Below are 26,678 nucleotides of genomic sequence, written 5' to 3' on the forward strand. Positions count from 1 at the left end.
GCTGTATCCGGTCTTGGCAGATTTTTTCGTTCAGGCGCGCGAGTAACCGGCGATGGTTGCGCGAGCGGTATGGGACGGCAGCTCTGCGAACAGCTCTTGGTACTCCGCCGCAAAATGGCTCAGGTGATAGAAGCCCCACTGGGCAGCGGCATCACCAATCGACAGCTCGCAGGCACGGGTGGACATCAAGAGGCGGCGTACGCCGTTGAGCCTTACGGAGCGCAGGTAATTCAGCGGAGTAGTCTCGGCGACCGAGCGGAAGCTGTTCTGCAGCGTCCGTCGACTCACCTGAAGGCGCTCGCACAGCTCGATCACGCTGGGCACGTTGATCATTTCTGCGGTGGTCAGGCGGTGGCATTTCTCGACAATGAAACTGCGCGTGGAGCTGGGGCTTCGCTGGTGTTTGTCACAGGCCGGGTCGGTCATCAGTTGCAACAGCTCGCCGAGCATCGCCTGCTCCAGCGCCACCTCACGATCCGGCGTGCTGTCGAGATCTTCATACATCAGTGCCTGGGAGAAAAGCGCCAGCAATCGCTGCCGAGCCCGTGCAAATCGCTGGGGGGAAACCCTGATCACCGGCTGGCGCAGCAAGCGGTTGAGTTCCTTCGCCGACGCCGTTTGCTCCAGTGCCTGTTCGAACAACTCACGCTCGAAGGTGATGGACAGCAGCTCCATGCCCATCGGCATATGGAACATGAACTCTTCGCCGCCGTGGAGAAAGAACAGGCTGCTGTCATCCACCTCGCGGCCCTGCATGCGAATCGAACCGGGGACGTTGATCGGCACGGCAAAGCACATCTTGCCGCGAGGCGCCACGCCGTTCTGCACCACGCGCTGGTTGATCTGTTCGAGAAACAAGTGACAACCGGTCGTCGTCAGTTGCATCAGCGAACTCTCGGCGCAGCCGGCGGTTAACTGGCTGTAGTCCTGATTCCACTGCTGGATGGTGGCCGCATGGACGTGGACATCTCGAAAATGGCTGATCGTCTGGTTTTTCATTGGGTCGCATGCCTCTGCCAATATTCTTATTTTTAGATCGCCGGGTAGGTTTGATAGTCGCACATAGCATAAATCCTGCAAGTGTGTTTATGCGCTGGAATGCATGCACTTCATGTGCCGATTCGGGCTACCCGTCTGGAACTCGCGCCGGAGATGATCAGGACACGTAAATAGACATTCCAGAGAGACCGTCATGAGTGAAGCCAAACTGCAATCCCTGCACTTCGCGGATGCCCCGCAGATTATCTCCGGCGAACTGCCAGGCCCCAAGACCCGCGAAGCCCTGGCGCTTTCGGCGCGTACCGAGTCCATGGCACGCGGCGGCGGACGTATGCCGGTGGCCATGGACCGGGCCTTCGGTGCAACCTTCAAAGACCCCGACGGCAACACCTACATCGACCTGTCAGCGGGCGTCGGTGTCAGCAGCGTAGGCCGTTGCCACCCCAAAGTGGTGCAGGCAATTCGTGAACAGTCCGAAGTGTTGATGCACGCCCTGGAAATCAACAGTACCCGGCGTACCGAGTTGGCTGCCAAATTGTCCGAAATCGCGCCCGAGGGTTTGCGTGGCGACTGCATCACCTTCTTCACGCAAAGCGGCAGTGATGCACTGGAAGCGGCGATCAAGTTCGCCAAGCGCATCACCGGGCGGCACCAGATCATCGCCTTTCACGGCGGCTACCATGGCGTGTGGAACGCTTCGGGTTCGCTGACCACCGGCACGGCCTACCGCAAAGGTTTTGGCGCGCAAATGGGTGGCGTGATTCACGCCCCCTACCCTTACGCCTACCGTTTCCCTTTCGACACCACCCACAAAAGCGCCGAGCAGATCGCCGGCGAGTACATCGACTACCTGTTGAACACGCCCTACACCGCCGCCGATGACGTGGCAGCCGTGATCGTGGAACCGGTACAGGGCGAAGGCGGCTACGTGCCCCCATCGCCGGAATTCCTGCAATTGCTGCGCAAGGCCTGCGACCGCAGCGGCACATTGCTGATTGTCGATGAAGTGCAGTCCGGCGCCGGCCGCACCGGCAAAATGTGGGCGGTCGAACACTCCGGCGTGAAGCCCGACATGCTCACCTTCGGCAAAGGCATCGGCAGCGACCTGCCCATGGCCGGCCTGATCATGCGCTCGGACCTGGCGGCGAAAATCCCCGACGGTTCCATGCCCAACACGTTTGCCGCCAACTCGTTGTCGGCCGCAGTGGCTCTGACCAACATCAGTATCCTGCAGGATCCTGAACTCGACCTGCTCAACCGCGCCCACACGCTGGGGCTGGAGGCACACGCGCATATTCGTGGCTTCAACAGCCCGTTGGTCGGTGAAGTGCGCGGGCGCGGCCTGATGATCGGCATCGAACTGATCGAAGACCCGCTCACCAAGGCGCCCCTGGCGGGCGAGAAGATCGGCCAACTGATGGGCTATCTGCTCAACCACGGCGTGCTGATGATTCCCTGTGGCCGCTACAGCAACGTGATGCGTGTGATGCCGTCGCTGACGATCTCCCGCGAACTGTTCTTCAAGGCGCTGGACATCTTCGGCGACGCCCTAGCGTCCCTCAAGGCGTAAACCTGCCCACTATTCGAGGACCGCAAAATGACTGAGCACTTGAATCACTTCATCGAAGGTACGTCCTGCGAAGCATTCGACCGACGTCGTATCGACCTGGTCAGCCCCGTGACCGAACAGGTGTATGGCAGCTCCGCGCGCGGCACACGCGAGGACGTGGACCGTGCCGTGGCGGCTGCGCGCCGGCAACTCGACGGCGGCGAGTGGAGCCAGCTCGACGGCGCCCAGCGTGGCCGACTGCTGTCGAAGCTGGCTGACCTGGTTGAGCGCGACACGGAACGGCTGGCCGATCTGGACGCCAACGCCATCGGTCGCTCCCCTATCGAACCGCGCCGCATGGACCTGCCCAACGCGATTGCCAACCTGCGCGCAGCCTCTGGCTGGGCCAACCAGCTTGAAGGCCGCACCATTCCCACCGGTGGCTACTTTGGCACCAAGACCTTGTCGTACACGGTACGCGAGCCTGTCGGCGTAGTCGGTGCGATCGTGCCCTGGAACTCGCCGCTGATGATCACCGTGTGGAAGCTCGCTGCATTGCTGGCGGCTGGCTGCACCGTCGTGATCAAACCATCGGAAGAAACCCCGCAGTCGGCCCTGCACCTGGCGCTGCTGGCACAAGAAGCGGGCTTTCCGGACGGCGTGATCAACGTGGTCACCGGCTACGGCAACGAAGTCGGTCGCGCCCTGTGCGAACACCCGGACGTCGCCAAGATCAGCTTCACCGGCAGTCCCGAGGCCGGGCGTGAAATCCAGCGCACCGCCGGTGTGCTGTTCAAGCGCGTGGCTTTGGAATTGGGCGGCAAGAGCCCGCAGATTGTGTTCGACGATGCCTCCTTCGACGACGCCCTGCGCGGCTGTACCCTCGGTCTTTTCGCCAACCAGGGCCAGGTGTGTGCGGCCGGTTCGCGGATCCTGGTGCAGCGCAGTCTCGCCGAACGTTTCGGCGCCGCGCTGGCCGAGGCCGCAGAGGCGGTAAGCGTGGGCGACCCTCGCGAGCCCGGCGTACAGATGGGCCCGGTGGCCAAGAAGGCGCAATTCGATCGCGTCAACCGGTACATCCAACTGGGTATCGACCAAGGCGCAACACTGCTGGCCGGCGGCGTCTCGGCCCCTAAGCAGGGCTGGTTCGTGCGTCCGACGATCTTCGCCAACGCTCGTAACGACATGGAAATCGCCCGGGACGAGATCTTCGGTCCCGTCGGCACACTCATTACGTTCGAGACCGAAGACGAAGCGATCGCCTTGGCCAACGACAGCAGCTACGGCCTCGCGGCCACAGTCTGGACCGGCGATCTGGTCAGGGCGCACCGTGTCGCGGCGGCGGTCAAAGCCGGCGCCGTGGGTATCAACTGCTGGAGCCCATTGGACGCCAACCTGCCTTGGGGCGGCGTCAAGACCAGCGGTATCGGGCGTGAAGGCGGGTTCAGCGGCGCGCTGGCCTACACCGAGGAGAAAGTCATCACCGTGCTGCTGCCAGCCTGAGCGCACGCCCTGTCCTGACCGAGCCACCCGCCAACGTTGAGGGTGGCCATTGAACCGTGCATCGCTCCGTGGAGAGCCTGATATGAACCCAATAGATCAACCGACAATCGATCGGTACCCGACCTCCTTGCGCATGTTGCACTGGGTGCGTGCCGTGCTCGTCCTGGGCCTGCTGTGGGTCGGCTGGCACATGACCGGCATGAATGATGAAGTGGCGAGCAAATTCGAGCTCTATTACCCATGGCACAAGTCCTTCGGGGTGTTGACGTTCCTGGTGGTGATGACTCAGCTCGCCGTGCGTTTTCGCACGCCCAATTTGCCGCAGCCGCTGGAAACCTTGGCGGGGTATGAAAGGTTCCTGTCACGCCTGACGCAGCGCGTGATGTATGTGCTCCTGGTGATCGTGCCGTTGATGGGCTACTCCATGTCGAGCACTTACACGATGAGCGACGGGGTGTTCTTTTTTGGGGTTAACCTGCCGGAGTTGTTGCCGAAGAATGACGATTGGTTCGCGGTGTTCCAATGGCTGCACAAAGTCCTCGCCTATACGTTGCTGGTCCTGATCGTGCTGCATGTCGCTGGCGCCCTCAAGCACCGCTTCTACGACCGCGACCCGCGCAACAACGTGTTGCGCCGCATGCTCTGACGCGATAAGGCGTTGACGCAACACGTCAACGCCTGCCTGAACCCGCAACAAACCTCAATGACGACTCAGAACGTCACCCACACAATGAACTGCATATAGGCATTGGTAGACGCACTTCCGCTCTGCCCGCCCCCGTTGCCAAACCATTTCTCGGGTTTATAGAGGCCGATCAACGGCGAGAGTGTGACGTTATCCGTGACCATCCAATCCAGGAACAGGTCCACCTCCCGCGCCGCGAAATCCCGTTCATTGCGACGGGACAGTGGATGGTAGTCAAAGGCCATCGCGTTCAGGGTCAATTTCTCGGTTGGCCGAACCGAGAGCAGCACGTCGTTGATCTGCATATTCGAGGTCACCGAACCAGCGTAGTTGGCTGCGATTTCACCCTGGAAGCGTTTGCGAAAACCGCCCTGGAACAGGAAATCCCAGCCTTCGGAATAGCGCGAATAGCGATAACTGACCGTCGGCTGCCATTGCACATCGGTGAAGGTGTAGCCGGCGTCGAAGAACATTGCCCGCTGTGAGCCGGAACGTTTTCCTGGCGCGCCACCTCGAATGCGAAGTCGGCGTTTTCAATCCCGGCGTTGCCCTGCCCACGAATGCTGTAGACGTTCATGCCCTTGCGTTCAAGCCTATCCGCAAAGGCATATTTCTCATCCACATCCAGGCCGTGGATGTAGGTCGAACCGATCGAGCCAATGGGGGTGGTGTAATCGAGAGTGCCCACCGCCAGTTCGGTCTTGGACTGGCCGGGATTCTCGGATTTCAGCCATATCAGGCTGCCGTGCAACCCCTCCTTGCCGCCCAGTTTCAGCATCGCCGTATTGCCAAACGCCAGGCGCTGCCCAAGGTAGAAGGCTCCCCCACGGTCGAACCGACCATCGCGCACGCCCTCGATGGGGCTGAACGCGTTCCCCGGGTTGAATCCGTCGTCGGTAATCAGGAAGCCATCCACCGTGACCAGTTGGCGCCCAAACGAGAAATCCACGCCGTCGTGGCCCAGTGCAGGCAGCAGGTTCCCGGACCTCCAGCCCAGGGATGTGCTGAGGTCAGTCACGTCTTGCTCCTGCATGCGTGGTTAATATCAAAAAAAGCTTTTCGTACTTCAGGTCTTTTAAAGATTACTTGCCGTTCATCCATCCTCTTTGTCAGTCCCCGCTGCCCGCTTTCTGATAGTGCGCCTCATCAACTTCACTCAGCGTTGCATAACCGTCGTAGTGGTAGAACCGATGCTTGTCGCGGGCATGGCGGTCACTCAGAAACTCCAGCGTGGCCAGGTCTATGCGCTTCGCGCTGAGGGGGCGTCGGTGGCAGAACAGTTTGCGCGTGCCCAGTTGTAAAAAGTCGGGATGCGGCACGCGCACTTCGTCAGGGGTGAACGTCACATCCAGCAACTTGCCCTCCGACAGTATCGCCGTAGGGCTGAAGGCATAAGTACCCATGACTTGCGTATCCGCAGGGCTCAGGTGTTTTTTGGCCTGGCCGTAGTAATAAACCGCGTGTTTATCCTTGGCCCAGCCATGACCGCAGGACTCGAACGTCGCCGCATCGGCCTTACGAATGGGCTCGGGGGGATGATAGAAAACCCGCTGGCAGAACACTGTTTTACCATCAGTCAGGTATGGCGAACCCAATGCGCGAAAATGCTCAGCGGGCTCCATTGAGAAGCGTTCGGGCACTTGAGTGTCGGCGTTATGAAACGGGATCAGGTACAAGCCATTTGCATCGCCGCACAGGTGACGATCGAGCAACTTGAAACTCGCCGCGTCCAGCCCGCTGATTGGCCTCCCGTGAAAATACACGTGCCGGCCCAGCTCGAAATTGAGGCCGATGGCATGCAAGGGCGCGGTTTCTTCCTGGGACTGTGCTTTGTCTTGCAGGCGGTGCCACCAATAGTCTTGCAGGTGCGGATGCGCGATGAAGAACACAGCCCATGCTTGTCGCATGGCCGCATCGACGACGCCGCCGGAGCCCAGTGGGCCATGCTTGTCGCCTACCAATACAGGCGAGTAATCCTGCGGCCCTTTATAGAGCTGTGCCACCACGAAACTCTCTACGTCTACCTCCAGGCGTTTGTTGCGCAAATAAGCGTGCTGCTGATCGCGGTAGTAACCCAACCCCAAATGCCGAAAGCTCGGGCCGTGAGCGCCGCGCAGGCGGGTACCGGCGGCGTAGACGAATTGGTCGTCCACAGCGAAATACTCGTCTTCGTGTTCGCTGGCGCTGACTACGCGGCCGCACTCATCAAACGCCGGTTGCCAGCACCTGAGCAGATTGAACTCACCCACATAACGCAGGTTTTTTCCGGTCAGGTAATAGGCGCGGTGGCGGTCTTTTGCATAACGCTCGTTGAGCACGGTGAAGGTTGCAAGGTCGGCATTGTCGATACGGTAGAAGTATTCGTAGGCAATGCTTGAGCCTTGCTGCGCTTGCACAATGATCGATTGGCCATCCGAGCCCCATCGACGCGCGAGCATTTGGAAGTTGCCTGGATTGGCAATTGGCAGCGGCGTGCCGTCCTTTTGGTGCAAGGGCTTGAAACCCCGATACACGTTGTTGTCGATCACTCGATAATCAGGATGATTGCAGTAACTCACCTGGGCAGTGGCGTTGGCGATGAATTGCCCCTGCAGAAAGACGGTCACCCCATCGCTGAAAAGCGCCGAGGCAGCGGACACCGATGCGGGTGACGGCTCCAGTAGCGCAAGGTGCTTGTGTCGCGCATCAGCAATTGTCACGACCGTGTAATGGTCAAACCAATAGGCGCGGGTTTCATCCCGCCAGTATTGGTGGCCCAGGTTTTCCAGCCCGTGGTTGAAACGAAACGCCAGGCGATGAAGCGCATGGTAGCCATAGCGCGCCTGGTAGCCTGGAAGCAGATAGTAATCGCGCCGCGCATCGCGCAGGAGCGCAGGGTTTTTGCGATGCCGCCACACCGGCTGTTCGGCAAGCAATGGGGACGGCGGGTAGTGCCCGGCAAGGGCGCGTTGCACCGTCTCGCCGGGCGGCAGGCCTTGAGGAGTGAGCATGATGTACACATCGGGTACCTGCCCATCACCCAGTAACGTGCCGTCCATAAACGCGAAGCCTTGATGCCATTCAAGGTTCAGCAGTTCCCAGTCGGCATTGTCTGTCGCGGTATTTTTCATTCAGCCACTCTAGCAAGGAGTTGGGGCAGTTTATTCAGGAGACCAAAAAGAACCACCCGGCAGGCAGCTAGCCCCGCGCGCTGTTTAATCTCGGGAGCCAGTCACTGACCTGGGAAACCCTGAACCTCTCGATAGCGGCGCAGTGTTTCATTCGCGTTGACCCTAAGCCACTCAACTGAACCGAATATCCAACGACCGCAGGTACGTTTGCAGCCCCGCATCTTGAATCGGGATCAGGAATGCCTCCGTGTCTGCCTCATTGAAGTGCGCATGCCAGTAACCGGGCGGGGTCACAAACGCCAGGCCAGGTGACCAGTCAACTCGTACCGGGTTGTGGATCTGCCCATCCACATCCAGCTCAGTACCCACCAACGAGTAACACCCTGCCGGGCAATCGATAATGAAATCCAAGGCAATCGATTGATGCCGATGGGGCTTTTGCACCGAACCCGCTGGCAGAATCCCATACATCGCCCACAGCACATGCGTCACCGTGCGTGTCTGTGGAAAGTTGCGATTGCCCAGCAGGATACTGATGCGACTGCGGTCCTGCGCACGCGGGTCGTCGGCTGCTTCACGCAGTTTCGCGTTCGCCACGTCTGCGGGGTAGAGCGTCGGCGCAAAGCGATCACTGCTGCGCGTCACACCCAGGTAGCGCAATAGCGGCTCATCGTGCACATAGTAAAACCGAGCATCCTGCGTCGCACTGAGACATGCCTCCTGCAGGCCCGGCAGCGCAATAAAGCAGCCTTTAGACCATTGAATGGCATGCTCGCCCTGAACCACGCGGCCCTCCCCTGCGATCACATAGAACACTTGTGACGTCGCGTTGGGCTGCAGGTAGAGGGTATCGCCGGCGTTGAGCCGAATGAAGTTCGCGCACAGCCCAGGGCCAGTCGCCGGGCCTTCGCAGCCCAAGGCTTCGCTGAGGTCCAGTGGCACCACCCTGGAGGGGCCGCTGTCATACAGCGAGGCTGGGAAGCTCTGATAGGGAATCCGTGAGATCAAGTTCGCGCTGATCGGATTGGCCGCTTTGCTGTATTCAAAGTACTCGGCGTCGATTGGGTCGGTACGGATCCTGTGCGGTGTGGATTCGCTGTTCATTCGGGTCACCTCAATCTTCGGCTGGGTTGCGCACGGCTCCAAGGGACGCTGCGCGGGTGCATCAACTATAGACACCCTGCAGAATGGGATTAATCCCTTGCGCCGTGCAGCAGTCATGCGAAACGGATATGCTCCGCGTTTATTGCCGATCACTGATACCGGGATGCCAGCCCAGTCTCTGCTGCCCACGCGGTGCATGGAGCCGTATCCTCTCAAGGACGTTTGAACGATGAGTACCCCCGCGCTGGATATCAGCAGCCTGACGCCATTGCCTTACCACCAGCGCGTGGTCGACTACCTGAAAGCCCATGAACCTGTCGTGTGGGATTGGGCCTCGTCCTTGGGCGTTCAGCAGGAACACGCCCAGGATGTACGTGCGCAATTGCTGCGTGACACCTATCGCTTAAGTCCCGAGACCCATCCGCAGGCCTATCAGGCCTGTGAAACGGCATTACAGTGTTTGCAGATCAAGGCACCCGCCACCCTTTACCAGGCTGGCGACGGCGCGATGAATGCGAGCCTGTATTACCTGGCCGGTGAAGTGCATGTGGTGTTCTACGGCCCGATTCTTGAGCGGCTGGACGCCCAGGAGTTGCTGGCGCTGCTGGGACATGAGCTGGCTCATTACCGGTTATGGTCGGAGCACGGTGGCGACTTTCTCACCGCAGAGCGAATTCTCAATCACGCCATGGCCGATGTGAATACGCCGTCCAGCCTGGAACAGACGGCACGTCTATATAGCTTGCACACCGAAATCTATGCCGACCGCGGAGCGGCACTCGTGGCTAATGGGCCAGAAGCGTCGATTACCTCGCTGGTCAAGATTCACACCGGGATTGTCAGCGTGGATGCCGCCAGCTACTTGAAGCAGGCCCGAGAGCTGGATGGCAAGGACGCGCAGCTGTCCCAGGGCATTTCCCATCCGGAGACGTTTTTGCGCTCCCAGGCGGTGGACAGCTGGTGGCGGCAACTCCCGGATATGGATAGCTGGCTGGATCGGCGGTTGCGCGGGCCGTTGTCGCTCAATCGTCTGGACGTGATCGACCAGGTCGAGTTGACCGCCCTCACCCGCAGCTTTATTGCCCATTTCACCGGCTCCCCCGTGTTGCAATCAGAGGTTGTGCTCAATCAGGTGCGCGGTTTCTTTCCCGATTGGAAGGACAACGAAACGCCACTCGACCTAACGACGTTGAATGCCGAGCGTATCGACACCAGTATCCATGAATACCTGCACTTCATCATGCTCGACCTGAGTCTGGTGGACCGCGACTTGCGGGATGAAGCCCTGCTGCACGCCGCGCGCACCGCCAAGAAACTCGGCAGCGCCGATGACTTTATCAACGTGCTCAAGCGCGATATCAAACTACCCAAACGTGAGCTCGACCCGATCGTTCGCGCGCTCAAAGCGGAGGTCGACACATGGACCCAGTAAGCCAAGTCGTCACGTTCACTCAATTGCTGCAGAGCCACGATGGCGCCGCCGTACCCATCGACGATGTGTTGTTCCTGGCGCTGCCACTGCTGCGTCAGGTGGCACAGCTGCATGAACTGGGACGTGTCGCCCAGCTCAGCTATCTCGATGTGCTGCAAGGGCCGGAACGCGCGTTGCAACTGCGTAATCCTGAAGGTGTCCCGCCGCGGCTGGCGCTGGAAGCGATCAAGCAGGTGCAGCCCAATCCGGAATCGGCGCTGAATGTCGTCGGCAAAGTCCGCCTGACCCGGGACTCGGAAAGCGGCGTGGCCATTACCGACCTGCAAGTCCAGGAGGACCTGCATCAAGCCATCGACCACCCGGTATTCCTCCCGGACCTGCACAGTTGGGAGCATCGCCTCGGGCACCACGATGAGATCACCGACATATTCCAGCTCGGTCAATTGCTGGCGTGCCTGGCATGCGGATTGGATTTCGCCGATATCAATGACCTCAAGACGTTTGCCCGGCACCGCCGCAACCTGTTCCAGCTTAATGGCCGGCTCAACCCGGTGTTGGCCAATCTGATCGTTGAGATGACTGAGCTGAACCGCCATGAGCGCGCCACGGATGTGGGCTCGCTGGCGCGGCGCCTGGAGTCTTGGCGCGAACAGCCAGCCAGCCTGGATGTCGAGCGTGTGTTGGCCCAGGCCGAAGGCCCGGCGTCGCGGCGCACGGTGGTGCTGGAACATCTGCGCAACCGGTTGTTTGACCTTTCGCGCCGCAATCGCCTGCTGTACTTCCGGCCAACCCAGGCCAACGTCAACTTGACCGTGGCCAGCGTTCCGTTGGTGATGCGCATTGAAAGTATCCGGCCCGAAGCGCTGTGCACCTGGCAACCCACCTTCGGCGGGTTCTCCGAACAAGTGCTGAGCGGCAAGCCTGTTGGACTGCAGCAATGGCTGCGGTTTGAAGACCAGACCTGGTTGCAGGCGTCGCTGGAGCGCATCATCCAAGAAACTCGACGTGATCGTGCCGAGTTCGGCTTCAGCAACTTGCGCCTGGTGGTGGCCTTCATGCGCTGGCACAACCTCAAGGACACGCCGGAAGAACGTATTGTTACCCCGCTGCTCTGGCTTCCAGTGGAGTTGAGTCGCAAAAAAGGTGTGCGTGACCAGTTCGTGTTGCAATGCGACGAAACCGAGGCGCAATTCAACCCGGTACTGCGTCATCAGTTGCGTCAGCTCTACGATATCCAGTTGCCGGAAACCGTCGACCTGCAAAAGACGTCTCTGGAAGACATCCATGCTGATATTGCGCGCCAGATCAAACTGACCGAGCCCGGCGTCGAGTTACGCCTGCAAAGCAAACCGCAAATCGAGCTGATCCACCAGAAGGCCGTGCAGCATCTGCACCACTTCCAGCGCCGTCGTGCTCGCCAGCGTTCAGCGATGCCTTTGGTCAAGCCGGATTTCAGCTACGACCGCGAAGATTTCCGTCCGCTGGGCCTGCAACTGTTCCAGCAGAAGGTACTGCCCAGTGAGTTGCCGCTGCGCCTGGCCGTAGGCGCCAAACCCGTGCTGCGCAATCAACACCCTCAGATGGTCGCCAGCAGCGCCGAAAACAGTACCTTCGCCCTGCCCGAGAACCAGGGGCATCGCTACGCCTGGGACATCGACCTGACGCAGGTGACCCTGGCCAACTTCAACTATCGCAAGATGTCGCTGGTGCGGGACTATGCGCAGCTGATCGACGAACCGGCGCAGAACGAAGCGTTTGACCGGATGTTTTCCATCGAACCTCGGGACGTCGAGGTCCAGTCCCCTGACCCCATCCCGTTGCCCGAACAGTGGAACGTGGTCGCCGGCGACGCTACGCAGAATGCCGCCGTCAGCCTGGCCCGTACCGGGCGTAACTTCATCATTCAGGGGCCGCCGGGCACCGGCAAGTCCCAGACCATCACCAACCTGATCGCCGACTACGCAGGTCGCGGCCTGCGGGTGCTGTTTGTCTGTGAAAAACGTGCGGCGCTGGACGTGGTGTTCCATCGCCTGCAACAAAGTGAACTGGGTGAGTTGTGCTGCCTGATCCACGATTCACAGACTGATAAGAAAGCCTTCGTGGGCAACCTGCGCGAGTGCTATGAGCGTTGGATCGCCGGCGATGCGCAGTCGCCGCAGTTGCAAGCCCGGCGCGACACCCTGCTGGCTGGCCTGAGCCAACAACTGGGCTTGATAGAGTGTTTTGAACAGGCAATGGCTGGGGTGCCGGAGTCCTTGGCATGCTCGGTACGCGAGTTGGTACGTCATCTGATTGAACTGCCGCCCGTTGCTGCAAAGCTGCCACCCGAAGCCTTGGAGCGCTTGCCCGAATGGCGTCATTGGCAGGCCCAAAGCGAGCTGACCGGCCGTGTGTATCAAACGATCAAAGAACGTTTCGGCCTCGACAGTTTTGCACGGCATCCTTTCAGCCACTTGGCCTCAAGCCTGATTACCCACGAACATGCATATGGTCAACTCAAGGCGTTCCTGGATGAAGCCAGTGGGCTGATGGACAGTGTCGAGCCGTTCCTGGAGTCATCGTCGGGCCTGCTGTCTGGGGACACCCGCCTGGCGGATGCGTGCTTACTGACCCAGGCCGCGGAACAACTGACCAGCGCCAACCTGGCAACGCACCTCGACCTGCTGGAGCCAGGCTCGCCGGGCTCCCAAGCGTTGCACGCCGAACAGCTGGCGTTGCAGGCATTGACCGTACAGCAACACAACGCCCGTGAATCGACCCACTACTGGCGTGAAAAACTCGCGCCCCAGGATACCCAGGCTGCCCTCGACCTAGCACAGCGGTTAGAAGGCTCGCTGCTGCGTTGGCTGCAACCCGCCTGGTGGCGGCTGCGCAGTGAAGTGCAACGACGCTACGACTTCAGTCAACACGCGATTCGCCCCAGTTTCCGCAGTGTGCTCGACGGCCTGGCCGGCGAGCACCGCGCCACTGCCGAACTGCACGTCGAGCAGCAACGCCTGCAAGGTCGCTATGGCATCCCGGATATCGACCTGTTCGTGAGCAACCTGCAAGCCCTGCTCCAGCAACTGAGCACATCACCGCTGTTGCGTCAGTGGGTCGAAGGCCTGCGGGGTAATCCGGATTCCCTGCCTGGTGTGCGCCAGGCAGCCAACCTGCGCCAGCCGGTGGCCCGCTTGGCCGAACTGGTCGCGCAACATTGTGTGTTCGACCCGGCGCCGAGCTTGAGCGAGTTGGCGGAATACCTGCGCGATCTGCGCGAAGAACTCGACGAACTGCCCGACACCCTGCCCCTGCTCATTGAGTTGCACCAGGCCGATCCTGTCTGCTTGGCGGTCGTGCAACAGTACGCCTTGGCGCACCGCGCACTGGACGGTTTGATTGCCCAGGAAAACCTGACTCGCCTGTACCGCGCCAACCCGCAGCTGGCGCGCTTCGATGGCCCGGCCTTGAGTGTGGCTGCGCGTCAGGTCAGCCAGGCTGAAAGCAGCCTGCTCAAAAGTAATGCTCACGTGCTCAGCGCTACGTTGCACCAGCGTTTTCTGGAGCATGTGAAGCAATCGGCGATGTCGGTGACTCAACTGGACGCCCAAGCCCGTGAGTTCAAGAAAGCCTACGCCAAGGGCCGTCGTGAACTGGAGCATGAGTTGGGCAAGACCATGCGCTATCGCTCTATTCGTGAAATGGCGAGTGGCGACAGTGGCCGGGTGATCAACGACCTCAAGCCCATCTGGTTGATGAGCCCGCTGTCGGTGTCCGACACCCTGCCATTGACGCCGGACCTGTTTGACGTGGTGATTTTCGACGAAGCCAGCCAGATCCCTAGCGAAGAAGCCGTGCCGGCCCTGAGCCGTGCGCAGCAGGTGATTGTGGTGGGTGACGAGATGCAGTTGCCACCGACCAACTTCTTCTCCAGCGCCGGCGACCAGGACGATAACGAACTGATTGCCATGGAGGATGGAGAACAGATCGCAATCAACCTTGATGCCGACAGCCTGCTGAGCCAAGCCGCACGTAACTTGCCGGCGACCCTCCTGGCTTGGCACTACCGCAGTCGCCACGAAGCCTTGATCAGTTTCTCCAATGCAGCGTTCTACGAAGGGCGGCTGATCACCATTCCTGACCGTCGTATCGAGCGCCCTGCCCCGGCTCACGCGGCCCTTGACTCCACGGACGCCCAGGCGGTGGTCCAGGGCGCCGACACGCTGCTGGAAAGCCCGATCAGCTTCTTGAAGATGAGCGACGGTGTCTACCTCAGCCGCAGCAATCTGGCCGAAGCACGCTATATCGCCAATCTGGTGCGTGAGCTGCTGCAACGCGAGACCGGCCTGAGCCTGGGCATCGTGGCGTTTTCCGAGGCCCAGCAAGGTGCCATTGAGCAGGCCCTGGAAGACTTGGCCAGCAGCGACTCGGCCTTTGCCACACGTCTTGAGCGCGAGTACGTGCGTGAAGATGCCGGGCAATTCAATGGCCTGTTCGTCAAGAACCTGGAGAACGTCCAGGGGGACGAGCGTGATGTGATTATTCTGAGCATCTGCTACGCGCCAGGACCAAACGGCAAGATGCTGATGAATTTCGGCCCGATCAACCAGCGAGGTGGGGAAAAACGCCTTAACGTGATCTTCAGTCGCGCCCGTAAGCGCATGGCGATCGTCTCCAGCATCGAATCCGAGGCCATCACCAACACCCACAACGACGGCGCCGCTGCACTGCGTGCGTTCCTGCAGTTTGCCCAGGCCAGTGCCACTGGGGATGCGCCGCGCTCCCAAGGTATCCTCGCCAACCTCAATCCCGGCGCCAAGCAGTCCTTTGCCGTCAGCCTGCCCAAGGACCACCTGCGCAGTGCCCTCGCCGCCGCGTTGCGCAAACGCGGGCATTCGGTCCAGGAATATGTTGGGCGTTCACAGTTCCGCTGTGACTTGGCGATCAGTGACGCCAGCGGCGAACACTTCAGCCTCGGCGTGCTGCTGGACGGCGACACCGCGGCTGCCGCTGACGTGCGTGAGCGTTACATCTTCCGCCCGACGGTACTGCGCAGTTTCGGTTGGAAGATCATCGACGTGCCCAGCCATGACTGGCTGCGCGATCCGGAAGACGTGCTCAATCGCATCGAAACGCTCCTACGGGGTGAGGAAGCCCCTGCGCTGCCAGAACCGGAACAGGCAGAGGAAACTGTCGAGATCGAGGTCGAAGCGCCAATCACCCCTGAAGCGCTTCCCTTGATGCGCGCGTTCACCTTTGGAGACGGCAACGCCAACAAGTTCTGGCGTATTGGCGTGGCGGAGGCCGAGGTGACGGTGAATTTTGGCCGTATCGGCACCAAGGGGCAGACCCTGATCAAGTCCCTAGACAGCCCTGAACGTGCTTTGCGTGAAGCAGAAAAGCTGATCGCGGAGAAACTTCGCAAAGGGTATCAAGAGCAGGCATGAATGAGAGAAAGGCGCCCAACCCGGGCGCCGATCAACTGGCGGGCCCTGCCCGCCAATCCTGTCCGCCCTCCAACCGTAAACCCACACGCCATACCTCAGCCCCCGCCTAATGCTGAAACGTCATCATCTCCTATTCGCCCGCATGTTAATCTCGCACCACCACGAATAGACATTGATCGTCACAAGACGATGACCAGAACCAGGAAAGCCCATGCCAAAGATTTCTCACTCAGCCCTGCGCCGCACATTCCGTGAATTGCTTGCCACCCCAACCTGCGTTGAAACCGCTTCCGTCTTTGACCCGATGTCGGCGCGTATCGCCGCTGACCTGGGTTTCGAAGTCGGCATCCTCGGTGGCTCCGTTGCCTCGTTGCAGGTATTGGCCGCACCCGATTTCGCGCTGATCACGCTGAGTGAGTTCGTCGAACAAGCCACCCGTATAGGTCGTGTTGCCCAACTGCCGTTCATTGCCGACGCCGACCACGGCTACGGCAATGCCCTTAACGTGATGCGCACCGTTGAGGAGCTTGAGCGTGCCGGTGTGGCCGCCTTGACCATTGAGGACACGCTGCTGCCTGCGCAGTTCGGGCGTAAATCCACTGACCTGATCTCCATTGAAGAAGGCATCGGCAAGGTCCGCGCCGCGCTGGAAGCGCGTGTTGATCCAGAACTGTCGATCATTGCCCGCACCAATGCTGGCGTGTTGCCGACTGAAGCGGTTATCGAGCGTACCCTGGCTTATCAGAAAGCTGGTGCCGATGGGATTTGTATGGTGGGTGTGGCTGATTTTGAGCACCTCGAGCAGATCGCGGAGAACCTGACGGTGCCGCTGATGCTGGTGACGTATGGCAACCCTAAACTGAATGACGCCAAACGTCTGGCCAGCCTCGGTGTGCGTGTAGTGGTTGCTGGTCACGGCGCCTACTTTGCCGCGATCAAGGCGACCTACGACAGCCTGCGTGCTCAGCGCCAGTTGACCCATAGCACCGATAACCTGAGCGCTACCGAGCTGACCCACACGTACACCTTGCCGGAAAACTACGTGGCTTGGGCTGAAGAGTTCATGGACGTCAAAGAGTAAGACCCAAACCGGAACGAGGGGTGCAATGCCCCTCCTTTTCCGATAGTGCCTTCATCGAAAACGTCATCCAGCCCACCCGGTAACCTCGGGAACATGACGTTGAAGCCATCACTGCCCTCCTCGGCGATTTGAATGAGCTGCGGCTGATCGTCGACTATCCGTGTGGTGAGGGAGCTTGCTCCCGTTGGACTGCGCAGCAGTCCCTTTAGAGCGGGGCCGCTTCGCGCCCCAGCGGGAGCAAGCTCCCTCGCCACAGAAAGCCACCTCATAGCAAGACAGCTGCGCCCTTATAGCTAGCTCCCTCGCTACATCAGCCCACCCAACCGACTGCGGTTTTGGGAATCACGTCTGACTCATCCAACTTCGATGCAAACATGCTGACCGCCTCCACCGCATCACGGGTGCTGGTGCGAATCTGCAGGATCACCGAGCCCGCCTGGTCGGCCAGGTTGACGCCGCGTTGTGCGCCTTCCTGGGTCGAGCTCATGCTGCTCACCGCATCGCGGGTTTCCGAGAGAATCATCCCGATCATCTCGGCAATTTCCGCCGTTGAGCGGCTGGTCCGCCCGGCCAGTTGCCGCACTTCGTCGGCCACCACCGCAAAGCCGCGCCCCTGGTCACCTGCCCGCGCGGCCTCGATGGCTGCGTTGAGTGCCAACAGGTTGGTCTGGTCGGCGATGCCGCGAATGGTGTTGACGATGGCGGTGATCTGCTCGGATCGGTCGCCCAATTGTCCCACCAGCCGTGCAGACGCGCCGATGTTGTCGGCGATGCGGCGCATTTCAGTGGCGGTCTCCTGGATCACCTGGGTGCCATGTTCGGCAAACCGCTCGGTCTCGGACGAGATATGGTAGGCCCGGGAAGCACCACGAGAGTCTTCCTCGAACTTTTCCACGCGTTCGGTGATGTCGCTGGCAAACTTGACGATCTTGACCAGCTTGCCGTCGCCGTCGTAGACCGGGTTATAGCTCGCCTCCAGCCACACCACCCGGCCATGCTTGCCCAGGCGCTTGAATTGCCCGGTGAAGAACTCGCCGTTGTTCAAGCGGCGCCAGAAGTCTGTGTATTCGTTGCTGTTGATCAGCGCCGGTTCGCAAAACAGGCGATGGTGCTTGCCTTTTATTTCTGCCAACCCATAACCCATGACGTTCAAGAAGTTTGCATTGGCGTCCAGCACCTGGCCGCTCAAATCAAATTCGATCACTGCCATTGCTCGGTCCAGCGCGGCCAGTTTGCTGCGGGTCGCCGCCTCTTGCTCGACTTTGGCGGTGACGTCCAAGGCGTACTTGACCACTTTCAGTACCTGGCCACGCTCATCCAGCACCGGGTTGTAACTGGCCTCCAGCCAGACGGTCTTGCCGTTGGCGTCCACCCGTTTGAAGGTGCCTGACACAAACCTGCCAGCCTTCAGGTCAGTCCAGAACTGGCTGTAGGCCGGGCTGCTGGTCAGCTCTGGCAGGCAGAAGTCACGGTGGGACTTGCCGGCCAATTGATCGGCGCGATAACCGAGGGTCTTGAGGAAGTTGTCGTTGGCCCGCAGCACCTTGCCGTTGAGGTCGAATTCGACCACGGCCATGGAGCGTTCCAGTGCAGCAATCAGTCCTTTGTATTCAGTGGCTTCGGCCGTCCTGGCCGCCAGTTCTGTCTTGAGTGTTGTGTTGAACATGACGTGCCCTCAGCCGTGCGGAAAAACTGGTTTCTTGATGGGCTATCGGCTGAGAAATACACGACTTTATGCGGCAAAAATGTTTATTTTCTGGCGCCAAATTATTGCTGGAGCCGCGTGATTCAAGGCTTTGCGGCGAGCGACGCCAAACGCTCGCGCATGCCGTCGCTGGCGGCCGGGCCGGCCTGCAAAACGCAGTTCTCCAACGACACGATCTCCCCCTGCTCGCTCGCCAATATCGGCTGCAGCGGACGCCCGGTGCCCCGCTCCACCAACTCGACACTGGTGCCTTCCTCGGCGTAGTGCCGATTACCCCAGGCCACCAGCGACATCAGCACCATACGAAAGTCCTCACCCTTGGCCGTCGGCACATACTCGTCGCGCGGCGGCCGCTCGCTGTAAGGCCGACGCTCCAGCATGCCGGCCTCCACCAGCGCATTAAGGCGGCGCGTCAACATATTGGGCGCGATGCCCAGGCTGCGTGAGAACTCATCGAAACGGCGTAAGCCCTGCAGCGCGTCGCGCATGATCAAGATGCTCCACCACTCCCCTACCCGCTCAAGGCTACGGGCGATGGGGCATTCGTCGCGAGTCAGGGATTTGCGTTGCATGGAAGTTCCTATCGGTCGGTGCAAAGGTGTGTGATGCCATGTTACTTTCATTATGATAGTGACGTCCATAAAGTCTGTACCCTCAACGCAACCGGAGTCGATTGATCATGAGTAAACGCATCGTTGTGACAGGCATGGGCGCTCTGACGCCATTGGGCGCTGACGTGGAGACAACCTGGCGACGCCTGTTGGCCGGGCAGTCGGGCATTCGTCGCTTGCCGCAGGCGTTGATCGGAGACCTGGCCGTGAGCATCGGTGGCCAGGTCCAGAGCGTGCAGCAGGACCCCGAAGCCGGGTTTGACCCCGATCGGCTGCTGGCGGCCAAGGAACAGCGCAAAATGGACCGCTTTATCCTGTTCGCCCTGGCGGCGGCGGATGAAGCCTTGAAGCAAGCAGGCTGGACGCCTGAGACGCCCGAACAGCAGGCGCGCACGGCCACCATCATTGCCTCAGGCGTGGGCGGTTTCCCAGCGATCGCCGATGCGGTGCGTACCACCGACAGCAAAGGCCCACGGCGTTTGTCACCGTTTACCATCCCCTCCTTCCTGAGCAACATGGCCGCCGGGCATGTGTCGATCAACTACGGGTTGAAAGGCCCGTTGGGTGCACCGGTCACCGCCTGTGCTGCCGGTGTACAGGCCATCGGCGACGCCGCGCGCATGATTCGCGCCGGTGAAGTCGATGTGGCGGTGTGTGGCGGTGCCGAAGCGGCGATCCATCGGGTCAGCCTCGCCGGTTTTGCGGCGGCGCGGGCATTGTCCAGCGACTTCAATGACACGCCCGAACGCGCCTCCCGCCCTTTCGACCAGGCACGCGACGGTTTCGTCATGGGTGAAGGCGCCGGTATTCTCGTCATCGAAGCGCTGGAGCACGCCCTGGCGCGGGGCGCGCAACCCATTGCAGAGTTGGTCGGATACGGCACCAGCGCCGATGCCTATCACATGACCGCGGGCCCGGAAGACGGCGACGGTGCGCAACGCGCGATGGTGCAGGCCTTGCGTCAGGCCGGTATCAATGCGGATCAGGTGCAGTACTTGAACGCCCACGCCACCTCGACCCCGGTGGGTGACAAAGGTGAGTTGGCCGCAATCAGAACGGTCTTCGGTACGGGCGGCAGCCTGGCGATCAGTTCGACCAAATCCGCCACCGGCCACCTGCTCGGAGCGGCGGGCGGGATCGAAGCCATCTTCACCGTACTCGCCCTGCGCGACCAAGTGGCTCCGGTGACGCTCAACCTGGAAAACCCCGACGCCCTTGCTGACGGTCTGGACCTGCTGCGTGGTCAAGCCCGGCCAATGCCGATTGAGTACGCGCTGTCCAATGGCTTCGGCTTTGGCGGTGTGAATGCGAGCGTACTGTTCCGCCGCTGGGCGTAGTTTGCCCCCTCCGTCATTTTCGGGGACCATGGCGCCTTTCTGAACCTGCCAACGAGAGGCGCCCATGGCCAACCACGACCTGCACTACACCCCGGACCCGGATGCCGATTCGATTTCTTCCGACGTGATCGGCTTCAACGGCATCCTGGTGTCCACCCAGATCCCGACCCGCGCCGACGGCAGCCTGGAACTGGGCGACATCACCCAGCAGAGCGAATGCACCCTTCAAGCCCTGAAAGTCGCCCTGGAAAAGGCCGGCAGCGGCATGGACCGGGTGATGCACCTGACCATTTATCTGACGGACATGGCCGACCGCGCCGCTTTCAACGAGGTCTACAAACGCTTCTTCGCCAAGCCCTGGCCGGTGCGTGCGGCAGTTGGCGTGGCCGCGTTGGCGGTAGAGGGTATGCGCGTGGAAGTCACCGCGATGGCTGCCAAAGCCTGAGTCAGGCTCCACCAGCGGTCACAATCGGACAATGCGCGGATGCTTGTAGGGGTTTTCATCGCTACAATGCCCGCCTCGACCGTGACAAGCCTGACTAAAAAAACTATGTCCTTGCCCAAGCACCACCTGGAATTGCTCAGCCCTGCCCGCGATGTCGCCATCGCACGCGAGGCCATTTTGCACGGCGCCGACGCCATCTACATTGGCGGGCCTAGCTTCGGCGCCCGCCATAACGCCTGTAACGACGTGAGCGATATCGCTTCCCTGGTGGAATTCGCCCGCCGTTACCACGCCCGCGTCTTCACCACCATCAACACCATCCTGCACGACAACGAACTGGAACCCGCGCGCAAGTTGATTCATCAGCTCTACGACGCCGGTGTCGACGCGTTGATCGTGCAAGACCTGGGCGTGATGGAGCTGGATATTCCGCCCATCGAGCTGCACGCCAGCACCCAGACCGACATTCGCACCCTCGCCCGCGCCAAGTTTCTCGACCAGGCCGGTTTCTCGCAGTTGGTATTGGCCCGTGAGCTTAACCTGCAAGAGATCCGCGCCATTGCCGACGAAACCGAGGCCGCCGTTGAGTTCTTCATCCACGGCGCCCTGTGCGTGGCATTCTCCGGCCAGTGCAACATCTCGCACGCGCAGAACGGCCGCAGCGCCAACCGTGGCGATTGCTCCCAGGCCTGCCGCCTGCCGTACACCTTGAAAGATGACCAGGGCCGCGTCGTGGCCTTTGAAAAGCACCTGCTGTCGATGAAAGACAACAACCAGAGCGCCAACCTGCGCGCCCTGGTCGAAGCCGGCGTGCGTTCGTTCAAGATCGAAGGCCGCTACAAGGACATGGGCTATGTGAAGAACATCACCGCCTATTACCGTCAGCGCCTCGACGAGATTCTCGAAGACCGCCCGGACCTGGCCCGTGCTTCCAGCGGCCGCACCGCGCACTTCTTCCTGCCCGACCCGGAAAAAACCTTCCACCGTGGCAGCACCGACTATTTCGTCAGTGACCGTAAGATCGACATCGGCGCCTTCGACACCCCGACCTTCACCGGCCTGCCGGTGGGCGTGGTGGAAAAAGCCGGCAAGCGCGACCTGCAAGTGGTCACCCATGAGCCGCTGTCCAATGGCGACGGCCTGAATGTGCTGGTCAAACGCGAAGTGGTGGGTTTCCGCGCCAACATCGCCGAGCCTAAAGGTGAGTTCGAGGAAGACGGCGAGAAGCGCTACCGCTACCGCGTCGAGCCGAATGAAATGCCGGCCGGCCTGCATCAACTGCGCCCGAACCACCCGCTGAACCGCAACCTCGATCACAACTGGCAACAGGCGCTGTTGAAGACCTCGTCCGAGCGCCGTATCGGCCTGTCCTGGGTTGCTCGTTTGCGTGAAGAGCAGCTTGAAGTCGTCGCCACCAGTGAAGAAGGCATCAGCGCCAGCGTCACCCTGCGCGGCCCGTTTGGTGTGGCCAACAAGCCGGAACAGGCGCTGGACACCCTGCGTGACCTGCTCGGCCAACTGGGCACTACCGAGTACCACGCGACGAACATTCAGCTGGATGCGCCGCAGGCGTTCTTCATCCCCAATTCGCAGCTCAAGGCCTTGCGCCGCGAAGTGATCGAGGCGCTGACCACCGCTCGCATCGCCGCTCACCCACGCGGTGGCCGCAAGGCAGAAACCTCGCCGCCGCCGGTCTACCCGGATGCGCACCTGTCGTTCCTGGCTAACGTCTACAACCAGAAAGCCCGTGATTTCTACCACCGGCACGGTGTGAAGCTGATCGACGCCGCCTTCGAAGCCCACGAAGAAACCGGCGAAGTCCCGGTGATGATCACCAAGCACTGCCTGCGCTTCTCGTTCAACCTGTGCCCTAAACAGGCCAAGGGCGTGACGGGCGTGAAGACCAAGGTCGCGCCGATGCAGTTGATCCACGGCGACGAAGTGCTGACCCTGAAGTTCGACTGCAAACCCTGCGAGATGCACGTGGTGGGCAAGATCAAGGGGCACATCCTCGGGCTACCGCAGCCGGGCAGCGTGGTGGAGCATTTCAATCCGGAAAATATCATCTTTCAGGGCACGCACTAACCCTGCGGGAGCGGGGCCACCACCAGCCCCGCTGCAACCCTGCAGCCGCCAATAGAATGGCCGCCACCCCCAGCCATTGCAGCCAGCCCAGGCGATGCCCGAAGGCGATCCAATCAACGAAGATCGCCGCAATCGGGTAGATAAATGACAGTGCGCCGGTAATGGCCGTGGGCAGCTTCTGGATCGCCCCGTACAGCAATACATACATCAAACCGGTGTGCACCACGCCGAGCGTCACCACTGCCGTCCAGGCGTTGGTCGAGTCCGGCAGGCTATGCCAAGGCACCCTCGGCGCGAGTAACAGCGCGCCGGTGGTCACCTGGATCAACGCCATCAAATGCGGCGGCACTTCTTTTAGACGTTTGATGATCAGCGCCGCTATGGCGTACAGGAAGGCCGCGCCCAATGCCAATGCGATGCCTGCCAGGTAATCGTCGCCGGTCTGTTGATCGCCATGAGCGGTGACAATCGCCAGCATCCCCAGGAACGCCACGCTCAGCCACGCCAATTTCTGCACGGTGATCTTTTCACCCAGGAACAGCGCTGCCAGCATCACCAACAAGAACGGCTGCACGTTGTACACCGCCGTGCTGATGGCAATCGACGCGCGGGAATAGGATTCGAACAACAGCAGCCAGTTGCCGACTATCGCCACGCCGCTGAGCATCGCCAGGCCCAACGTGGCCCAACTCAGCAGGTCCAGGCGCAAGTAGCCCAGCAGTGCGCACACCAGCAACAGTGTCAGGCCGCCGATGACACAGCGCCAGAACACCACTTCGATCACCGACACGTCGGAGACCAAGACAAACCAGCCAATGGTGCCCGAGATCAGCATGGCGGCGACCATTTCCCACGACCCGCGACGGATGGATGTATCCATGATTGAGGCTCCTCAAGTGAGGCTCAAGTATGGCAATCTGCGGGTCAGTGGCTCCAGCGACTAAAAAAGGCAAAACCGCCAGATCACCTTTTCTTATTAGGCAAATACCATGATCGACACCATCGACCAGCAACTGATCGCCGCCTTGATGGACGACTCGCGCCTGTCCCTCAAGGCCCTGGCGGGCATCACCGGGCTGTCGTCACCCAGCGTTGGCGAACGCCTGCGCCGCCTGGAAGAGCGCGGCGTGCTCACCCACTACACCGTCGACATCGACCCCAAGCACTTTGGCTACCTGCTGCAAGCCATCGTGCGCATCCGCCCGTTGCCGGGCAAATTGCAGGAGGTGGAGCGCCAGATCCAGGCCATCCCCGAATTCACCGAGTGCGACAAGGTCACGGGCGAAGACTGCTTCATCGCACGGTTGCACGTGCGCACCATGGACCATCTCGACAGTTTGCTCGACCGGATCAACGCGTATGCCGAAACCAACACGGCGATCGTCAAGAAAACCCCGGTGAAACGGCGCTTGCCGCCGCTGTGTGACTAGTCGCTGAAGTGCGCAGCATCGCGACATATGGGCCTGATGTGATCCGTTGCGGGTTCAGTCAGATAGATCCAGTTGTGGCTATTTGCTATCTTTTCGAGACAGGTATTCTAGGGACGTAGTATGAGTTTAAAAGAAGATTGGGACGAAATGCTCAGTCATATGAAGACAGGCAATTCACTTTTTAAGGTTTACTCAGTCATTCCGATTATTGCGATGGTCAACTCACTGGCATCGTTGTCGGATGGCATCGTCAAGTGGAGGGGGATATTCAGAGACACGCTGAGCGTCTACCAATTGTGGATCAGGGATCCGGTGACGGAGCTGTTCTCACTGGCAGATATTCATCTCACAAAAAGCTCCATGGACTTTTTACTGTCGATGCTGATTATATTGGCTTGTTGGTTCAGATCGATGATTGCCGGAACGGACTGGACAAACAAGGCAGAAGCAGCAGGGACGAGGGCCGCGATAGCATTCACCGCCTGTGTACTCCTGATTGCCCCGTTCTACCTAAACAACAGCCAACAAACGCTATCAACCACAGAAATGCTATTCATGGCGGCATTCTGGGCATTCGCGCCGCTTATAGGTAGCAACCGAAAGTTCTTCAAGCATTACTTCATCCTCTTGGGCACCAGTGCGACCTGTATCGTCGTTTTGGCCATGATTAATATTGGCTTGACGAAGCCCCTGTAGCCTCCATGCTCGCGGGGCTCAATCCCTGAGCTGCCGGAAGTAAGCCTTGGAACATGCTATAACGGGCGTGCAGATTCACTTCTAGCGCGCTGTCCGGCTTATAGCGCGCCTTGACAGACATCCCTGCCGCTAATAATGGCTCACCCTGCCCAATCGCCATAAACCCCAACTTGGCCGCACCAATGCAGGCACTCAACTCACTGCCGTGCAAGGTGAAGACCTCCCGCTGCAGGATATTGGCCAGCAACTGCGCCCAATATTCACTCCGCGCGCCGCCGCCAACCAGAGCGCAGGCGCCGAGGTTGGCCCCGGCGGACTCCACCGCGTGCAACGCATCCAGCAAACCAAACCCCACCCCCTCCATCACCGCATAACCCAGCAGGGCTGGCGTGCAGTCATGGCCAAGGCTCATAAAGCCACCGCGCAATAACGGGTCGTTATGCGGCGTGCGTTCACCGGCGAGGTAAGGCAGGAACAACGGCGTGTCCAGGGGCACCGGTTGCCCCATCGGCAATTGCGCCTGCACCTGATCCAACAGTGTTTGCTCATCCGGCATGCCCGTCAGGCGCGTCACCCAGCGCAAGCAACTGGCGCCGGCGAGCATCGCGCCCATGGTGTACCAACGGTCCGGCAGTGCATGGCAGAAGCTGTGTACCGCGCTGGCCGGGTTGCCGGCGGCGTGGTCGGTGATGGCGACGATGGCCGCGCTGGTGCCCAGGGTTATAAACCCGTCCCCTGCATTGATTGCACCGATACCCACCGCCGCCACCGGGTTATCGCCACCGCCGCCAGCGATAACGACCGAAGCAGGCAAGCCCAGTCCGTCCACGGTTAACCCAGCGCTGGCGGCACCGCCTTCCACCAACCTGGGCATCTGCTCAAGCGTGAGGCCTGTTGCTCGCAGCATCGGGACGAACCACTCACGCCGTGCCACATCCAGCCACAACGTACCCGCAGCGTCGGACATTTCGCTGATACGCTCGCCACTCAAGCGCAAACGCAGGTAATCCTTGGGTGACAACACGCAGTCGATGGCCTTGAACACCGCTGGCTCATGCTGTTGCAGCCACAGCAGTTTCGGCGCGGTCAGCCCGGCCATCGGCAAGCTGCCGGTCACGTCCGCGAACGTCGCGCCCAGTTGCTCGGCCTCGGCGATGGCGCGGGAGTCATCCCACAGGATCGCCGGGTACAACACGCGGTTGTCAGCCCCCAGCAATACCGCGCCGTGCATCTGCCCGGAGAGGCCGATACAGGCCACGTGGGCGAACGCCGCATGCCCGCGCAACTGGGTCAGCGCCTGTAAACACGCCTGCCACCAGTCTTCCGGCGCCTGCTCGGACCAGCCGCTGTGGCGCCGCGACACACTCAGGCGCACGCCGGCGTGGGCCAGCACCTGCCCGTCGAGGTCCATCAGGATGGCCTTGAGTTCCGAGGTGCCGAGGTCGATGCCGAGGGAAACAGGACGGCTCATATGCAGGTC

19 protein-coding genes and 1 pseudogene are annotated in these 26,678 nt (G+C 60.6%); 11 read left to right on the plus strand and 9 right to left on the minus strand.

All coding sequences use genetic code 11. The features are described from left to right. Nucleotides 1–30: 30 nt before the first annotated feature. Nucleotides 31–999 carry a helix-turn-helix domain-containing protein gene (locus tag K7431_RS01505; RefSeq protein WP_012724273.1) on the minus strand — a complete coding sequence of 323 codons (969 nt, stop codon included), beginning with the start codon at nucleotides 997–999 and terminating at the stop codon, nucleotides 31–33. A gap of 193 nt (nucleotides 1,000–1,192) precedes the next feature. Between K7431_RS01505 and K7431_RS01510 the strand changes: the two genes are divergently transcribed. The 3 genes from K7431_RS01510 to K7431_RS01520 all read left to right on the plus strand — a co-directional run bounded on the left by K7431_RS01510 (nucleotide 1,193) and on the right by K7431_RS01520 (nucleotide 4,697). Then, nucleotides 1,193–2,569: an aspartate aminotransferase family protein gene (locus K7431_RS01510; protein ID WP_043205358.1), complete on the plus strand. Its 1,377-nt coding sequence runs from the start codon at nucleotides 1,193–1,195 to the stop codon at nucleotides 2,567–2,569. A gap of 27 nt (nucleotides 2,570–2,596) precedes the next feature. After that, nucleotides 2,597–4,051: an aldehyde dehydrogenase family protein gene (locus K7431_RS01515; protein ID WP_012724275.1), complete on the plus strand. Its 1,455-nt coding sequence runs from the start codon at nucleotides 2,597–2,599 to the stop codon at nucleotides 4,049–4,051. A gap of 82 nt (nucleotides 4,052–4,133) precedes the next feature. Beyond that, a complete protein-coding gene (locus K7431_RS01520) occupies nucleotides 4,134–4,697 on the plus strand; it encodes a cytochrome b (protein ID WP_012724276.1) in 564 nt (187 codons plus the stop codon). A 352-nt stretch (nucleotides 4,698–5,049) separates the two neighbouring features. Here the strand turns inward: K7431_RS01520 and K7431_RS01525 are convergent, their stop codons facing one another. The 3 genes from K7431_RS01525 to K7431_RS01535 all read right to left on the minus strand — a co-directional run bounded on the left by K7431_RS01525 (nucleotide 5,050) and on the right by K7431_RS01535 (nucleotide 8,950). Next, nucleotides 5,050–5,754, minus strand: a complete 705-nt coding sequence (locus K7431_RS01525) for a hypothetical protein (protein ID WP_224265893.1) — start codon at nucleotides 5,752–5,754, stop codon at nucleotides 5,050–5,052. 91 nt (nucleotides 5,755–5,845) lie between these two features. After that, nucleotides 5,846–7,846 (minus strand): DKNYY domain-containing protein, encoded by a 2,001-nt coding sequence (locus K7431_RS01530; protein WP_012724277.1) that lies wholly within the window; start codon nucleotides 7,844–7,846, stop codon nucleotides 5,846–5,848. A 171-nt stretch (nucleotides 7,847–8,017) separates the two neighbouring features. After that, nucleotides 8,018–8,950: a cupin gene (locus K7431_RS01535; RefSeq protein WP_012724278.1), complete on the minus strand. Its 933-nt coding sequence runs from the start codon at nucleotides 8,948–8,950 to the stop codon at nucleotides 8,018–8,020. 229 nt (nucleotides 8,951–9,179) lie between these two features. Between K7431_RS01535 and K7431_RS01540 the strand changes: the two genes are divergently transcribed. The 3 genes from K7431_RS01540 (at nucleotide 9,180) to K7431_RS01550 (ending at nucleotide 16,889) form a co-directional block, all read left to right on the plus strand. Then, nucleotides 9,180–10,382 carry a M48 family metalloprotease gene (locus K7431_RS01540; protein ID WP_012724279.1) on the plus strand — a complete coding sequence of 401 codons (1,203 nt, stop codon included), beginning with the start codon at nucleotides 9,180–9,182 and terminating at the stop codon, nucleotides 10,380–10,382. Then, nucleotides 10,370–15,808 carry a WGR domain-containing protein gene (locus K7431_RS01545; protein ID WP_012724280.1) on the plus strand — a complete coding sequence of 1,813 codons (5,439 nt, stop codon included), beginning with the start codon at nucleotides 10,370–10,372 and terminating at the stop codon, nucleotides 15,806–15,808. The genes K7431_RS01540 and K7431_RS01545 overlap by 13 nt, the downstream gene beginning before the upstream one ends. 211 nt (nucleotides 15,809–16,019) lie before the next feature. Then, a complete protein-coding gene (locus K7431_RS01550; protein ID WP_012724281.1) occupies nucleotides 16,020–16,889 on the plus strand; it encodes an isocitrate lyase/PEP mutase family protein in 870 nt (289 codons plus the stop codon). A 310-nt stretch (nucleotides 16,890–17,199) separates the two neighbouring features. Here the strand turns inward: K7431_RS01550 and K7431_RS31010 are convergent, their stop codons facing one another. The 3 genes and pseudogenes from K7431_RS31010 to K7431_RS01565 form a co-directional block, all read right to left on the minus strand. Continuing rightward, on the minus strand, nucleotides 17,200–17,784 hold the full coding sequence (locus K7431_RS31010) for a methyl-accepting chemotaxis protein (protein ID WP_224265899.1): 585 nt from the start codon (nucleotides 17,782–17,784) through the stop codon (nucleotides 17,200–17,202). Nucleotides 17,785–17,787: 3 nt separating this feature from the next. Then, a pseudogene (locus tag K7431_RS31015) lies at nucleotides 17,788–18,555 on the minus strand (PAS domain-containing protein); the annotation flags it as partial. A 122-nt stretch (nucleotides 18,556–18,677) separates the two neighbouring features. Continuing rightward, a complete protein-coding gene (locus K7431_RS01565) occupies nucleotides 18,678–19,166 on the minus strand; it encodes a winged helix-turn-helix transcriptional regulator (protein WP_012724283.1) in 489 nt (162 codons plus the stop codon). A gap of 107 nt (nucleotides 19,167–19,273) precedes the next feature. Here K7431_RS01565 and fabF point away from each other — a divergent pair, with 107 nt between their 5' ends. The 3 genes from fabF (at nucleotide 19,274) to K7431_RS01580 (ending at nucleotide 23,072) form a co-directional block, all read left to right on the plus strand. Further along, nucleotides 19,274–20,542: a beta-ketoacyl-ACP synthase II gene (gene fabF, locus K7431_RS01570; protein WP_012724284.1), complete on the plus strand. Its 1,269-nt coding sequence runs from the start codon at nucleotides 19,274–19,276 to the stop codon at nucleotides 20,540–20,542. A 64-nt stretch (nucleotides 20,543–20,606) separates the two neighbouring features. Further along, the gene (locus K7431_RS01575; protein WP_012724285.1) at nucleotides 20,607–20,987 is read left to right on the plus strand and encodes a RidA family protein; all 381 of its coding nucleotides are present in this window, start codon (nucleotides 20,607–20,609) and stop codon (nucleotides 20,985–20,987) included. 105 nt (nucleotides 20,988–21,092) lie between these two features. Next, complete coding sequence (locus K7431_RS01580; protein WP_012724286.1) at nucleotides 21,093–23,072, plus strand: peptidase U32 family protein; 1,980 nt, start codon at nucleotides 21,093–21,095, stop codon at nucleotides 23,070–23,072. On the opposite strand, the gene K7431_RS01585 is transcribed toward K7431_RS01580, so the two are convergent. Further along, a complete protein-coding gene (locus K7431_RS01585; RefSeq protein WP_012724287.1) occupies nucleotides 23,050–23,952 on the minus strand; it encodes a DMT family transporter in 903 nt (300 codons plus the stop codon). The genes K7431_RS01580 and K7431_RS01585 overlap by 23 nt on opposite strands. Nucleotides 23,953–24,061: 109 nt before the next feature. Between K7431_RS01585 and K7431_RS01590 the strand changes: the two genes are divergently transcribed. Together K7431_RS01590 and K7431_RS01595 are read left to right on the plus strand one after the other, a co-directional pair. Then, nucleotides 24,062–24,502 carry an Lrp/AsnC family transcriptional regulator gene (locus tag K7431_RS01590; RefSeq protein ID WP_012724288.1) on the plus strand — a complete coding sequence of 147 codons (441 nt, stop codon included), beginning with the start codon at nucleotides 24,062–24,064 and terminating at the stop codon, nucleotides 24,500–24,502. A gap of 120 nt (nucleotides 24,503–24,622) precedes the next feature. Further along, on the plus strand, nucleotides 24,623–25,198 hold the full coding sequence (locus tag K7431_RS01595) for a hypothetical protein (RefSeq protein WP_012724289.1): 576 nt from the start codon (nucleotides 24,623–24,625) through the stop codon (nucleotides 25,196–25,198). On the opposite strand, the gene xylB is transcribed toward K7431_RS01595, so the two are convergent. After that, the gene (xylB, locus tag K7431_RS01600) at nucleotides 25,170–26,669 is read right to left on the minus strand and encodes a xylulokinase (protein WP_012724290.1); all 1,500 of its coding nucleotides are present in this window, start codon (nucleotides 26,667–26,669) and stop codon (nucleotides 25,170–25,172) included. The two genes, K7431_RS01595 and xylB, sit on opposite strands and share 29 nt — an antisense overlap. Between the last annotated feature and the right edge of the window lie 9 nt (nucleotides 26,670–26,678).

Source organism: Pseudomonas fluorescens group sp., assembly GCF_020093335.1.
Classification (GTDB): domain Bacteria; phylum Pseudomonadota; class Gammaproteobacteria; order Pseudomonadales; family Pseudomonadaceae; genus Aquipseudomonas; species Aquipseudomonas petroselini.